General features: G+C 69.3%; 11 protein-coding genes. 6 read left to right on the forward strand and 5 right to left on the reverse strand.

Annotated features, from left to right (window positions below; genetic code table 11):
* Nucleotides 1-66 precede the first annotated feature (66 nt).
* Both ORG17_RS06635 and ORG17_RS06640 read left to right on the forward strand, forming a co-directional pair.
* Nucleotides 67-3,549 carry a proline dehydrogenase family protein gene (locus tag ORG17_RS06635; protein ID WP_214526388.1) on the forward strand — a complete coding sequence of 1,161 codons (3,483 nt, stop codon included), beginning with the start codon at nt 67-69 and terminating at the stop codon, nt 3,547-3,549.
* A 223-nt stretch (nt 3,550-3,772) separates the two neighbouring features.
* Entirely contained in the window at nt 3,773-4,213 is a 441-nt protein-coding gene (locus ORG17_RS06640; protein WP_027465202.1) for a VOC family protein, read from the forward strand.
* 179 nt (nt 4,214-4,392) lie between these two features.
* Here the strand turns inward: ORG17_RS06640 and ORG17_RS06645 are convergent, their stop codons facing one another.
* On the reverse strand, nt 4,393-4,818 hold the full coding sequence (locus tag ORG17_RS06645; protein ID WP_214526387.1) for an acyl-CoA thioesterase: 426 nt from the start codon (nt 4,816-4,818) through the stop codon (nt 4,393-4,395).
* On the reverse strand, nt 4,815-5,423 hold the full coding sequence (locus ORG17_RS06650; RefSeq protein ID WP_071247243.1) for a QsdR family transcriptional regulator: 609 nt from the start codon (nt 5,421-5,423) through the stop codon (nt 4,815-4,817). Before ORG17_RS06650 ends, ORG17_RS06645 begins: the two co-directional genes overlap by 4 nt.
* A 59-nt stretch (nt 5,424-5,482) precedes the next feature.
* Here ORG17_RS06650 and ORG17_RS06655 point away from each other — a divergent pair, with 59 nt between their 5' ends.
* The gene (locus ORG17_RS06655; RefSeq protein WP_214526410.1) at nt 5,483-6,664 is read left to right on the forward strand and encodes an acyl-CoA dehydrogenase family protein; all 1,182 of its coding nucleotides are present in this window, start codon (nt 5,483-5,485) and stop codon (nt 6,662-6,664) included.
* A 39-nt stretch (nt 6,665-6,703) separates the two neighbouring features.
* Here ORG17_RS06655 and ORG17_RS06660 read toward each other — a convergent pair whose 3' ends face one another.
* Nucleotides 6,704-8,764, reverse strand: a complete 2,061-nt coding sequence (locus tag ORG17_RS06660; RefSeq protein WP_214526386.1) for a S9 family peptidase — start codon at nt 8,762-8,764, stop codon at nt 6,704-6,706.
* Nucleotides 8,761-9,657 carry a patatin-like phospholipase family protein gene (locus tag ORG17_RS06665; RefSeq protein ID WP_214526385.1) on the reverse strand — a complete coding sequence of 299 codons (897 nt, stop codon included), beginning with the start codon at nt 9,655-9,657 and terminating at the stop codon, nt 8,761-8,763. Before ORG17_RS06665 ends, ORG17_RS06660 begins: the two co-directional genes overlap by 4 nt.
* Nucleotides 9,658-9,770: 113 nt before the next feature.
* On the opposite strand from ORG17_RS06665, the gene ORG17_RS06670 reads away from it, so the two are divergent.
* Together ORG17_RS06670 and ORG17_RS06675 are read left to right on the forward strand one after the other, a co-directional pair.
* A complete protein-coding gene (locus ORG17_RS06670) occupies nt 9,771-10,580 on the forward strand; it encodes a GAF domain-containing protein (protein WP_071247251.1) in 810 nt (269 codons plus the stop codon).
* 41 nt (nt 10,581-10,621) lie between these two features.
* Nucleotides 10,622-10,807, forward strand: a complete 186-nt coding sequence (locus ORG17_RS06675) for a hypothetical protein (RefSeq protein ID WP_027465208.1) — start codon at nt 10,622-10,624, stop codon at nt 10,805-10,807.
* Between the two features lie 107 nt (nt 10,808-10,914).
* Here ORG17_RS06675 and ORG17_RS06680 read toward each other — a convergent pair whose 3' ends face one another.
* Nucleotides 10,915-11,946: an NADPH:quinone reductase gene (locus ORG17_RS06680; protein ID WP_214526384.1), complete on the reverse strand. Its 1,032-nt coding sequence runs from the start codon at nt 11,944-11,946 to the stop codon at nt 10,915-10,917.
* A 165-nt stretch (nt 11,947-12,111) separates the two neighbouring features.
* On the opposite strand from ORG17_RS06680, the gene ORG17_RS06685 reads away from it, so the two are divergent.
* On the forward strand, nt 12,112-13,719 hold the full coding sequence (locus tag ORG17_RS06685; protein WP_214526383.1) for a DUF6119 family protein: 1,608 nt from the start codon (nt 12,112-12,114) through the stop codon (nt 13,717-13,719).
* The last annotated feature ends 9 nt before the right edge of the window (nt 13,720-13,728 follow it).

Below are 13,728 nucleotides of genomic sequence, written 5' to 3' on the forward strand. Positions count from 1 at the left end.
AACTGAACGGTATCCATCAGGAACGCTCACTTCCGCTACCGCATCCCGGACCTCCACACTGAACCCATGACGACGCTGCACGAGGACTCCGCCATCGACCACGACGCCCTGGCGGACCAGTCCGTCGCGCTCGTCCGACAGTGGCTCGCCGAGGCCGAGTCGTACCCGGTCGACGGCTCCGCGAAGCAGCTCGCCGGCGTGCTCGCCGACCCCGCCGGCCTCGACTTCGCCGTCGGGTTCGTCGACGGGGTCGTGCGACCGGAGGACCTCGCAGTCGCCGCCCGCAAGCTCCGCCAGATCGCCCCGGACGCCCCCGGGTTCCTGCCGGCCGCGCTCCGCGGACTCGTCCGGCTCGGCGGCGGCATGGCCCCGGTGCTGCCGAACGTCGTCGTCCCCATCGCCCGTCGGGTCCTCCGCAACATGGTCGGCCACCTCATCGTCGACGCCACCGACTCCAAGCTCGGCCCGGCCATCGCCGGCATCAAGCGCGACGGCGTCCGCCTCAACGTCAACCTGCTCGGCGAGGCCGTGCTGGGCGAGCGCGAAGCCGCCCGCCGTCTCGAGGGCACGCACAAGCTCCTGGCCCGCGACGACGTCGACTACGTGTCCATCAAGGTGTCCTCGACGGTGCACCCGCACTCGCCGTGGGCGTTCGACCACGCGGTGGACGACATCGTCGAGCAGCTCCGACCGCTCTTCCAGCGCGCCGCAGCCGCCAGCCCGGCCAAGTTCATCAACCTCGACATGGAGGAGTACAAGGACCTCGACCTCACCATCGCGGTCTTCACGAAGCTCCTCGACGAGCCCGAGTTCCTCGGCCTCGAAGCCGGCATCGTGCTGCAGGCGTACCTGCCCGACGCGCTCGCCGCGATGCAGGAGCTGCAGGAGTGGTCCGCCGCCCGCCGCGCTCGTGGTGGCGCGGGCATCAAGGTCCGTCTGGTCAAGGGCGCGAACCTGCCGATGGAGCAGGTCGAGGCCTCGGTGCACGGCTGGCCGCTCGCCACCTGGCACACCAAGCAGGACTCGGACACCAACTACAAGCGTGTGCTCGACTGGGCGCTCACCCCATCGCGCGTCGAGAACGTCCGCGTCGGTGTCGCCGGGCACAACCTGTTCGACGTCGCGCACGCCTGGCTGCTCGCCGGCGAACGCGGCGTGCGGGACGGCATCGAGTTCGAGATGCTGCTCGGCATGGCGCAGGGGCAGGCGTCGGCCGTGAAGAACACCGTCGGTTCGCTGCTGCTCTACACGCCGGTCGTCCACCCGGGCGAGTTCGACGTCGCGATCGCCTACCTGATCCGCCGTCTGGAGGAGGGCGCGTCGCAGGACAACTTCATGTCCGCGGTCTTCTCGCTGGTGTCCTCGCCGCCGCTGTTCGCCCGCGAAGAGGAGCGCTTCCGCGCGTCCCTCGTGCCGCTCGCGACGCCCGAGGGGCTCGCAGCACCGGCATCACACCGTGTTGCCGACCGCTACGCCGCCGTCGGCCGCCCCGGTCCCGGTCACTTCGAGAACACCCCGGACAGCGACCCCTCGGTCGGCGCCGTCCGCGCCTGGGGCGACGCCATCACCGCACGCGTCGCCTCGTCGACGCTCGGCGTCCGTGCCGTCCAGGAGGCCCGGGTCGACTCCGCCACGGCGCTCGACACCGCGCTCGGTCGCGCCAAGGCCGCGGGTGCGGTCTGGGGGACCTGGTCCGGTGGTGCACGTGGCGCCGTGCTGCACGCCGTCGGCGACGCACTCGAGGCGAACCGCGCCGCCCTCATCGAGGTCATGGCGTCCGAGACCGGCAAGACCATCGACCAAGCCGACCCCGAGGTGTCCGAGGCGATCGACTTCGCGCACTTCTACGGCACCCTGGCGTCCTCGCTCGACGACGTCGACGGTGCGACCTTCACGCCCGCGGCGCTGACCCTGGTCGCGCCGCCGTGGAACTTCCCGGTCGCGATCCCCGCCGGATCGACCCTCGCTGCGCTGGCGGCCGGGTCTGCGGTCGTGCTGAAGCCCGCGCCGCCCGCCGAGCGCTCCGGGGCCGTGCTCGCCTCGATCATCGAGACCGCGCTCGACGCCCACGGGGCTCCGGCCGACGTGCTCGCGTTCCTGCAGGTGTCGGAGAAGGACCTCGGGCAGCAGCTCATCGCGTCACCGATGGTCGACCAGGTCATCCTCACCGGTGCCTACGAGACGGCCGAGCTGTTCCGTTCGTTCCGCCCCGACCTGCCGCTGCTCGCCGAGACCTCGGGCAAGAACGCCGTGATCGTCACGCCGTCGTCCGACCTCGACCTCGCCGTGAAGGACGTCGTCGCGTCCGCGTTCGGGCACGCCGGCCAGAAGTGCTCGGCCGCGTCCCTCGTGGTCATGGTCGGCTCGGTCGCCAAGTCGAAGCGCTTCCGCAACCAGCTGCTCGACGCGGTGTCCTCGCTCACCGTGGGGTACCCGACCGACGCCGCTACCCAGATGGGCCCGGTCATCGAGCCGGCCTCAGGCAAGCTGCTCGACGGGCTGACGAAGCTCGGCGCGGGGGAGTCCTGGGCCGTCGAGCCGAAGCAGCTCGACGAGACCGGCAAGCTCTGGAGCCCGGGTGTCCGACAGGGCGTGCGCCGTGGTTCGGAGTTCCACCGCACCGAGTACTTCGGCCCGATCCTCGGCATGATGACCGCCGACTCCCTCGACGAGGCGATCGACATCGTGAACGAGGTCGACTACGGCCTGACCTCGGGCCTGCACTCGCTCGACCCGGGTGAGATCGGCACGTGGCTGTCGCGGATCCAGGCAGGCAACCTCTACGTCAACCGCGGCATCACGGGTGCCATCGTCCGGCGTCAGCCGTTCGGCGGGTGGAAGAAGTCGGCCGTGGGTGCCGGCACGAAGGCCGGTGGGCTGAACTACCTGCTCGGGCTCGGGTCGTGGACGCCCGCACCGGCGGTCGCTGCGTCCGGTGTCGCCGTGTCGGGTCCGGTCTCGGCGTTCGTCCGGGCGGCCGAGGTGTCCTCGCCGGTGCTGGACCGTTCGCTCGCGTCCGACGAGCAGGCGTGGGCGACGCTGTTCGGCACCGCGACCGACGTGTCGGCGCTCTCCGCCGAGCGGAACATCGCCCGGTACCTGCCGTTCCCGGCGGTGCAGGTGCGCCTGGCCGCGGGTGCCGGCTCGGACACGGACCCCGACGCCTCGGTGGTCGAGCTCGTCCGCGTCGTCGCCGCTGCGCTCCGTGCCGGCACGACGATCGAGGTCTCCACGGCCGCGACGCTGCCGTCGTCCGTCGCCGCGGCGATCCGTTCGCTGCCGATCGTCCGCTCCCTGTCGCAGACGGTGTCCGACGAGGCCTTCGCCAGTTCGGTCGCCTCAGGGCCGTCGACCCGGGTGCGGCTCATCGGTGGGGACACCTCGGCGCTGTACTCGGCCGTCGGTGGTCGTCCGGACGTCGCGGTGTACGGCGGCCCGGTGACCGAGGCCGGGCGGCTCGAGATCCTGCCGTTTGTCCGCGAGCAGGCGGTGTCCATCACGGCGCACCGCTTCGGCACGCCGAACCACCTGACCGACGACCTAATCTGACCCCGGACTGCGGCGCTGGCGTTCGGGTCCAGCGCCGCTTGCACAACCGAAGTGCCCCCGAACCACGCGATCGCGTGGTTCGGGGGCACTTCGGTTGTGCGGCGTGCGGAACGTCGTGTCCGGGGCTGTCCGGTCGCCGCACGGCCTCGGGTGCTTCGGAGGGACCGAGCGTTGCCTCGGGTGCGCGTCGCAACCACGGCGCGCAACCCTGAGGAGCTCCACCATGACCGAGCCGTTCGCACGCCCGACCGCCCTGGCCCACGTCCGTGTCACCGTGACCGACATCCACCGGAGCAAGGCCTTCTACCAGCTGCTGCTCGGCACGGATCCGGCGATCGACTTCAGCGACCAGGTCGACGAGCCGGGTGTCCGCGAGGATCGCGAGCGTTTCTACGGCGGATCGGTGTTCCGGCTCGGTGACCAGGTGTTCGGGCTCCGTCCGGTCGCTCCCGCAGGGCAGACGTTCGACCCGGACACCGTCGGCCTCGACCACGTGAGCTTCGTCGTGGGTTCGGTCGACGAGCTGCACGAGGCGGCCGCCCGACTCGATGCCGCGGGTGTCGAGCACGGCGAGGTCACCGACCTCGGCGACGCCGGCATGGTGATCCTGTCCGTGCAGGACCCCGACGACATCAACCTCGAGCTCGCAGCCCTCAAGTCCTGAGCAGTCTGCGCCCTCGGCCGGGCCCCGGTGCCGATCCGATCGGTGCAACCAAAGTGCTCCCGAACCATGCGAATGCGCGGTTCTGGAGCACTTTCGTTGTGCGCGGGGCTCCGGGCGGGACGTGCGCGGGGGTCCGGGCGGGACGTGCGCCGCGCGGCCGGTCAGTCGGCGACGGCGGGCTACTGCACGACCATCGAGCCGGTCACGAGCTCGCGGAGTTCGGCGGGCAGCGGGATCGGACGGCGGGCACCCTCGCGGTCGATGATGACGTGCACGAACTCACCCGTGGCGAGCAGGGCGCCGTCGGACTGCCGGAACAGGCCGAACTCCCACGACAGGCTCGTGTTGCCGAGGTGCTTCGAGCGCATCCCGACCTCGATGACGTCCGGCCAGACGGCGGACTCGACGAACCGGCAGCTCGACGACACCAGCACGGCGATCCACTCCGACGAGAACGGGTCGAGCCCGGCGACCTCGCGGAACCAGTACGTCGACGCGTTGTCCATCGCCGAGTAGTAGATCGTGTTGTTGACGTGCCCGAACATGTCGTTGTCGTTCCACCTGGTGGGGTAGGTCCGGCGGAACGGGTACTCGTCGATGGTCATCGGTCTCCGATCGGTGGTGCGGGTGTGGCGTGCACCGCGTCGGGCCGCAGGACGTACTCGAACGCCGCACGTGCCCGGTCGGGATCAGGGGTCTCACCGGAGATGAACTCGGCGTAGGTGAACGACTCTGAGATCCGGACGAGCAGCCGTGCGAGCTCCTCAGCCGACAACGGTGCCGGATCGAACGTACCGGACGACTCCTGCTGCTCGATGAGTGCGGTCACCCGGGCGACGAACCGGCTCTGCACGTCGCTGTCCGAGGTGGTGAGCAGACGCATCGCCCGAGCGGGTTCGCGGGTCAGGAACGCCCGGAAGTACGGGGCGTCGATCAGGTCGGCGGTGAACCGGTCGAGCACGACGACGAGCCGGGCTGCTCCGGTCGCCCCGATCTCGTCGGCGGCATGGGTCGCCCCGTCGAGGGTCGGGACTGCGAGGGACCACAGGATCTCGGACAGCAACCGGTCACGGTTGCCGACCCACCGGAACAGCGACGTGCGGTCGACGCCGAGTGCGGCAGCCAACGCCCCCATGTCGATCCGTGAGCCGGCGATGAAGGTGTGACGGGCCTCCCGGAAGGCGCGCAGCGCTGAATCCGATGTGTACACGCGATCCTCTCTTGCAACGTTTCCGAGAATGATGCATCGTGGTTCCCATGTCAACGACGATGCCCGCGACGCCCCTGCTCGAATCGGACTTCTACGGCTTCCAGCAACAGCTCACCGAGCAGGAGCGCGCGTCGCTCGGGCACCTCCGGCAGTACCTCGAGAGCGAGGTCGCGCCCATCGCCGACGCGAACTGGGCGCGCGCCGAGTTCCCGATGCAGGTGATCGCGCCCCTCGCCGAGCTCGGCATGTACGGGCCCGGCGTCCCGCTCGTGCGGCAGTTCGAGAACTCCGCCGTGTACCGCGGCTGGGCGGCCCTCGAACTCGGACGCGTGGACGCGAGCGTCGCCACCTTCATCGGCGTGCAGTCCGGCCTGGCGATGAACTCGATCGCGGTCGCCGGCAGCGACGAACAGCAGCGCGAGTGGCTGCCCCGGATGGCCACGGGCGAGATCGTCGGGGCGTTCGGGCTCACCGAGCCGTACTCGGGCAGCGACTCGGCGAAGGGTCTCCGCACCACCGCCCGGCGCGAGGGCGACGAGTGGGTGCTCGACGGCGAGAAGCGCTGGATCGGCAACGCCACCTTCGCCGACGTCGTCGTGATCTGGGCGAAGGACGTCGCCGACGGTCAGGTCAAGGGCTTCCTCGTCACCACCGACACCGCGGGCTTCACCGCGACCAAGATCGAGGACAAGATCGCCCTGCGCGGCGTGCAGAACGCCGACATCGTCATGCAGGACGTCCGGGTGCCCGAATCGCGTCGGCTGCAGAACGCCACCTCGTTCCGCTCGACCGCCGAGGTGCTCCGGCTGACCCGCACCGAGGTCGCCTGGCAGGCCGTCGGCATCGCGGTCGGGGCGTACGAGGCTGCGCTGGCCTACGCCCGCGAGCGGATCCAGTTCGGCAAGCCGATCGCTGCGCACCAGCTCGTGCAGGACCTGCTCGTCAAGTCGCTGTCGAACATCACGGCCTCGATCGCACTGTGCACGCAGGCCTCGGCCATGCAGGACGCCGGGGTCGGTGGCGACGAGCACTCCGCGATGGCCAAGGCGTTCGCGACCGCGAAGATGCGGGAGACCGTCGCCTGGTGCCGCGAGGTGCAGGGCGGCAACGGCATCGTGCTCGACAAGGGCGTTGCCCGGTTCTTCGCCGATGCCGAGGCGATCTACTCGTACGAGGGCACGCGCGAGGTCAACACCCTGATCGTCGGCCGGGCGATCACCGGGCAGGCCGCGTTCGTCTAGCGGCCCGCCCGGCTCACGCCCGCTCGCCGGGCGCGAGCGCTACCCGAGCAGGGCCGGCCGCTCCCACTCCTGGTCGAGCACGTGCTGCCCGAGGAACGCGAACACCGTCTCGTACCAGACCACGGCGTGCTGCGGAGCGAGGACCCAGTGGTTCTCGTCCGGGAAGTACAGGAACCGGTGCGGCATCGAGCCGTCCGGTGCCGCGTGGTGCTCCGCGAGCTCGGACCAGAGCCGCAGCCCCTCGCCGATCGGCACCCGGTAGTCCTTGTCGCCGTGGATCACGAGCATCGGCGACGTGATCTCGGCCACGAACCGGTGCGGGTCGTTCGCCGCGATCCCGTCGGCGTCGAAGATCGACGACCAGTACTGCGACGAGTCCGTCGTGCCGTTGAACTGGTCGAGCGCCCACAGGCTCGCGTGGGTGACGATCGCGCGGAACCGGTCGGTGTGCCCGGCGACCCAGTTCGCCATGTACCCGCCGAACGACCCGCCCATCGCTGCGGTCCGGGTTGCGTCGATGTCCGCCCGCGCCTCGACCACGTCGGTGATCGCCATCAGGTCGGTGTACGGCGCCTGCCCCCAGGCGTTCCAGCCGCGGTTCACGAAGTCGAGTCCGTAACCGGTCGAGAGCGCGGGGTCTGGCAGCAGCACGGCGTAGCCCCGGGCTGCGAGCAGCATCGGGTTCCAACGCCAGGACCACTGGTTCCACGAGTTGAGCGGTCCGCCGTGGATCCACAGGACGAGCGGGTGCGGCCCGTCGCCCTCGGGCACGACGAGCCAGCCGCGCACGCGGGCGCCGTCGGCGGCGGTCGTCTCGACCTCTTCCAGGTGCGCGGGCAGGTCCGGCAGGGACGCCGGCGTCCCCAACGGGGTCACCGTGCCGTCCGTCGCGATCCGCACCGGGTGCAGCGGGGCCGCCCAGGAGGCCCGGAGCGCCACGACCACGCCCGTCGCCGCCGCCACGCGCAGGCTCGAGTACGCCCAGTCGTCGTGCGTCAGCTGCTCGACGGCTCCGCCGTCGAGGGGGATGCGGAAGACCGGCGCGCGGCCGTCCTGGTCGGCGACCGCCAGGAGCGCGCGGTCACCATGTTCGAACACGAGCTCGCTCGGCCAGCGGTCCCAGTCGGTCGCGACGCGGCGGGCGTCGGAGCCGTCGATGCCGGCGACCCAGACCTCCTGCTGGTTCGCGCCGGCCGGGGTGGAGCGGACGGTGCGGACCCAGGCGATCGTCCGGCCGTCGTGGCTCAGCGCCGGCATCTCGTGGTCGACGTCGACGTCGTCGAACAGCACTGTGCGGTGGCCGCTAGACAGGTCGATGGTGACGAGCGTCGAGCGGTCCCCACGGGCCTCCCGGACACCGACGGATGCCAACAGGACCGAGCCGTCGGGCGTGAGCGCTCCGCTGACGTGGTCGAGCGAACGGCCGGGGGCCGGTGTGCGGTCGACGGGCGGGACGGGTTCGGCGCTCACGCCGGCGGCGTCGCCGTCGCTGTCGGTGTCGATGCCCGCCGTGTCGAGGGTCAGGACGTGCGTCTGTGCCGGGCCGAGGTCGTGGTCCCAGTACCGGACCGGGTAGGTCTCGTGCAGGATCGCGCGGACGTGCTTGTCCTTCCGGGTCTTCCGGAGCTCCGCGTCGGCTTCGAGCACGGTCGCCGGGTCGGAGCCGGCCCCCGGCAGCAGGTCGGCGGTCAGCGCGACGAGGTCCGACGATGCCGCGGTGGCCAGGACGCCACCGACGCCCCCGGCCAGGCGGGTGAGCGGACGGGCCTCGCCGCCGGTCGCGGGCAGCACCCAGAGCTGGGCTGCCTCGAGGTCGGTGGCGTCGGCGTCGGGCCGGGCGGAGACGAAGAGCAGGTCACCGGTGCGGGTGAAGGCGATGCCGCCCTCGCCCTTGGCGGAGCGTGTCAGGCGGACCGGGCGCGCGGCGGTGTCGGGGGTCGGCGTCGCGGGCACCTGCCAGATCGATCGGCGGTACCCGGTGGCGTCCGGGTCGAGCGCACTGACCGTCAGCGCGACGCGGGTGCCGTCGGGGCTGATGTCGATGCCGTCGACGCGGGGGAGCGCGATGTACTGGTCGAGGTCGGAGAACGGGGTGCTCATGCGTGCACGCTCGCCAGGTCCTCGGCCCAGAAGGCAGCGACCTGCTCGGCGACCGCGGTGCCCTGGGCGTGACCGGCCTCGGCCGACGGCGCCTGCGTGGCGAGCGAGAGCGAGTTCGTGCCGAAGGCCTGCTGGGACGCGCTGTCCGCCACGACGACCTCGACCGACGAGCCGCCGGCGCGCAGCGCCTCGACGGCGACGTCGAGCCAGGGCCCGCACGGTGACGGCCCCTCGGGGCCGCAGGCGATGACGAGCACCCGCTCGTACCCGGCGGCCGCGTCGGCGTTGGTGCCCGAGCGGACGCCACCGTCGACGTACGGGCGGCCGCCGACGGCAACCGGTGTCCAGACGAAGGGCACCGAGCAGCTGGCCGCGACCGCACGGGGGAGCGGCACACCGTCGGCCGCCGTCAGCAGGCGGAAGGTGCCGTCGGTGGCGTCGACCGCGGTGACGGCGAGCGGCTTCTCCGGCCACTCGGTGGACGGGAGCGTCTCGCCGAAGGTCGCCGTGCGCTCGTCGTCGCTCTGCCCGCCGACGACCTGCTGGGCGGCCTGGCCGAGTCGAGCGCGGGCGTCCTGCTCGCCGGTCGCACCCTGCAGTGCTGCGCCGATGTGCTGCTGCACGGCTTCGACGTCGATGGGCGCCGGCTCTTCGTAGGTGGTGGGCGCAGGGGTGTGCTGCTGGTCGTAGGCCTGCTGGACGGCACCGTTCCGGACGAACGCGCCGACGACGCTGCCGGCGCTGGTGCCGACCACGAGGTCGGCGGCGTCGAGGTCGACGCCGGCTTCCTGCAGTGCGACGAGGACACCGACTTCCCACGCGATGCCGGCGACACCTCCGCCACCGAGGACGAGGGCTCTGGATCCGGGAACGGGCGTGCTGACGTCGGTCATGGGTCCTGCTTACCAGCTGCGTGCGACGGGCCGGTGGAGGCCGATGGATCCTGTGGAGAACCCGCCTGTGGACAACTCCGTCCGCGTCGGTGGCGTGACCTAGCGTCGTGGTCATGGGGAACCAGCGTTCAGGACGGGTCGGTACGGTCGTGTGGCCGATCGTGGTGGCTGCTGCGCCCACCGCGGCGTTCCAGCTGCCGAACCTGTTCGTCACGCCGGCGGTCCGACTGTCGCTCGTCGCGTTCGGGCTCGTCGTGCTCGTGGGCGCCGTGACCGTGCAGGTCGTCCGGACCCGGCGCAGCGACGCCGCACGGTCCGTGGCCGAGGACAACGCCACCGCGGCCGAGCTCGAGCAGTCGACGGCGGTCCGGTACGCGTTCGGCCAGATCGCCACCCGGCTCGTCCGGTTCACCGAGCTGCCCCGGTCCGATCGCCACGGCGAACTCTCGGTCGTCGCCGACCGCGTCGCCGTGGCCCTGGCGTTCTACCTGCTGCCGAAGGTGCCCGACGTCCGCGCCAACGTGTACCAGCTGTCCACCGATCTGCGGGCGCTCGAGCCGATCGGTCACGGTGGCGCCGGCGACACCGCCGGGGTCTTCCGAGCGGGCACGCCCTACGGCGACCGCAACCTCGAGTGGGTGCTGGTCGGGGGATCACCCCGGATCGTCGGTGACCGCTCGGCCGACGTGGACGTCGACCAGGACCTGCCGGGCTTCGAACCGCGGTACACCTCGTACGTCTCGGTGGTGATCCGGTCCGACCAGTACTCGTTCGGCATGCTCACCGTCGACTCCCCGGTCCCCGACGCCTTCACCGAACTCGACGCCAAGAACATCGCGATGATGGCGTCGTTCATGGCCGTCGCGTTCTCGCTGACCTACTCGTTCCCCGAGCGCGACCGCAATCCAAGGAAAGGCCCGTGATGCTCACACGCTCTGTCGGACGCTCGACGTACGATGCCCCCATGACGACCGTGAACCCTGCTCCGCCGTCGTTCGGGCGTGCCCGGATCTCTTCGCCGAACTGGAACGACACCACCACCGACGCCGACTACGAAGACCTCGACGTCATCGCCGCCAACATCGAACGCGAGCGCGTTGCAGCCCGGCTCCGGGTCACCGCAGCCATCGCCGCGCGTCTGGGTCGCTGACCCCTCCCGCATCGTCCACGACGAACGGCTCCCACGCATGCGTGGGAGCCGTTCGTCGTCTGCGAGCCCGAGCCGAGCCCGCGCCCGAGCCGGAGCCGGTGTCGGGGCTACCGCGACTCGGTCACGTCGATGAGCACCTTGCCGACCGTGTCCTGCTCGACGGCGTCGTGCGCCTGGGCGGTCTGCTCGAGCGCGAACCGGGTGAGCGGGAGACCGGCGTCCTCGCCGACCGGAAGCACACCGTCGTGCAGCGCCTCGGTGAGGTCCTCGGCCGCCGCGGACAGTGCCTCGTCGCCGATCGTGTAGAGCAGCAGGAACTGGTAGCGGGCGTTCACGCTCATGTTCGGGCGGATCGGCAGGCTCGCCTCGTCGCCGCCGTTGTTCGCGTAGATCGACACGACGCCGTGGTTCGCCAGCACGTCGGCGACCAGCGCGGCGTTCTGTGGGATCGACACCTCGACGACGATGTCGACACCGTCCGGCGCGATCGACCGGATGCGCTCGGCGGCGTCCTCGTCGCGGTAGTTCACGACGTGGTGGGCGCCGGCCGCAGTCGCCAGTGCTGCCTTCGCGTCCGAGCTGATCGTCGTGATGACGGTCGCGCCGGCCCAGCGGGCGAGCTGGATCGCGGCGTGCCCCACGGCACCGGCACCGCCGGCGACGAGCACGGTGAAGCCGTCCAGGGCGCCGGGGCCCAGGCGTGCGGGGCCGTCCTCGTGGGTGGTGAGCGCTCGGTGCGCGGTCATCGCAGGGACGCCGAGCGAGGCGCCGACGTCGAACGAGACGCCGTCGGGCAGCGGGACCACGCGCGACTCGGGCACGACCGTGTACTCCTGCGCGGTGCCGGTCGGCCGCGAGGCGGCCGCCATGAACAGCCAGACACGGTCGCCGACGGCCAGTCCGTCGACTCCGGCACCGACGGCGTCGACGACTCCTGCGCCGTCCTGGTTCGGCGTGATCTCGGGGAACGGCAGCCCGTCGCCGTAGGTCCCGCCGGCGCGGGCCTTCCAGTCCGTCGGGTTGACGCCGGAGACGACGACGCGGACGCGGACCTCACCGGCTCCGGGCTCCGGGATCTCCCGCTCGACGAGTTCGAGGACGCTGCTGGCACCGGGCTTCGTGTAGACGATCGATCGCATGTCCCCAGGCAACCACTCGTCGCCGTCGGGGATTCCGAATGTGGGTGTGGGGCGGAACCGCTTAGCTAGCCGAAATGGACCCCGTTCGGGGGGCGCGACGCGTGAAGAAAGCTCGACATACTGGCTCGAACCCGAACGAATGGAACTGCGTTGCCAGCACGAAGCATGTCGATCTACCTTTTGAAGCCGGGCCACTCGTCCGAGAATTCGTTGAATGAGAAGCATGGGCTGGCGCTCGTCTCCAATGCGGACGCGATTCCGCCCAAAAGCGAACTTTGGACGGCGGGAGTCCATACTTCCACGCCTTGGTGGCAGGGGTACTTCGGTCTCCCGGATCCTCAGAAGTCGGCAAATCTCGGGGCGATCCTATTTCTGCCTTGTGCCGGACGCACTTTCGCGCTCACTTTCGGGCAGACCGCTGCACAACTGCGAGACGACTCGTATGAGTATGACTTTGGATTGAAGGTAAGCCTTAATGCCGTCGATCCAGATAAACTCAAGAGCACCGACACTAGCGAGCCCGGTGCCGGGCGTAGGCAGCGAACTCAGACCGGGGCTGACTCCGCTATCACGTTCTTTGACTTCGACTCGGATAGTTCCGTCATGAAGAGCATTACCGGCAAAGCTAAAACCGAGTATGAACATCTTGTTCGTCATGTCACGGGTGCGACAAATCTCCGCATAGGAACGTCTGTTCGTTCAGAGGGGCTCGTCGGTCTTTGTATGAAGCTGCTTGAACTTTACGAGAGCACCGATTACCGCGCAAGCTTCCCGGATATCGAGAATTTGCAGCCGGTGAGAGATCCAGGACTGATTTCTCTGCTTGACGAGGGCATTGATCTGTTCAAGGAGAACCCGGCTCCATTCCTGATGCTACCTGAAGTCACGGAATACAATGAGGAGGCGTACTTCAGATACTCCGGAGTAGGGTCAAATGATCTCCACGGTGAGCTGAACATCTCAGACCTGACGACCCATCTGGTAGCCGGCGAGGTAAAGACTCTAGGTCCAGAGGACCTCCGTCGAATCCGGGTCATGGTGACGGATGGGAATGGTAGTGTCCGGAAGTCCTACGCGCTCTATCGCTGTCTGAATGTTGAGAACACGTCCACAAATGGTAGCGTGTACATTCTTCATGACGGCAGTTGGTACGCCGCCCGTCAAACATTTGTCGATGAAATGCGCGCTGCGATAAGGACGGCGATCCGAGTTAGCTCACTCCCAGCCTTCAATGATGCGCGAGAGTCTGAATACAACTCGAGGGTGGCAGATGGCTTAAGCACCATCAATCTGGATATGACGAACATCGCTGGGCCGGGACGAACGGCATTGGAGCCCGCGGACCTTCTTCGAATCGAGAATGGGTCTGTGAATCTCTACCATGTGAAGGTCTCGACAAGGTCCTCAGATCTAAGTCATTTGTTCAATCAGGGCCTTAACTCGGCGCAATTGTTGCTCTCCGAAGAATCTGCCGCGGGCAGGCTCCAAGCCGCCGCTGCCGACCGCAGTGAGCCACCGATTGTGGACATATCCTCCTTCCTCGAAACCCCCAATATCGTGGTGCGGTATGTTGTCGTTTCTCGACAGGAGCCGTCGGAGGGAGAAATTCAGCTGCCGTTCTTCTCGCAAATCACTTTCTGGCGGGTGCTCCGCGCATTCAAAATGCTACGTATAACAGCAACATTAGAGCTTGTGAAGAATGATCGACCACGGAAGCCTTCGAAGCCGAAGGAGCGCAAGGAAAGGTCCGACAAGGGCAAGAAGCGGACGTAGAGGTCCCAA

Origin of the sequence: Curtobacterium flaccumfaciens pv. betae, assembly GCF_026241855.1 — a bacterium.
In the GTDB taxonomy this organism is placed as follows: domain Bacteria; phylum Actinomycetota; class Actinomycetes; order Actinomycetales; family Microbacteriaceae; genus Curtobacterium; species Curtobacterium flaccumfaciens.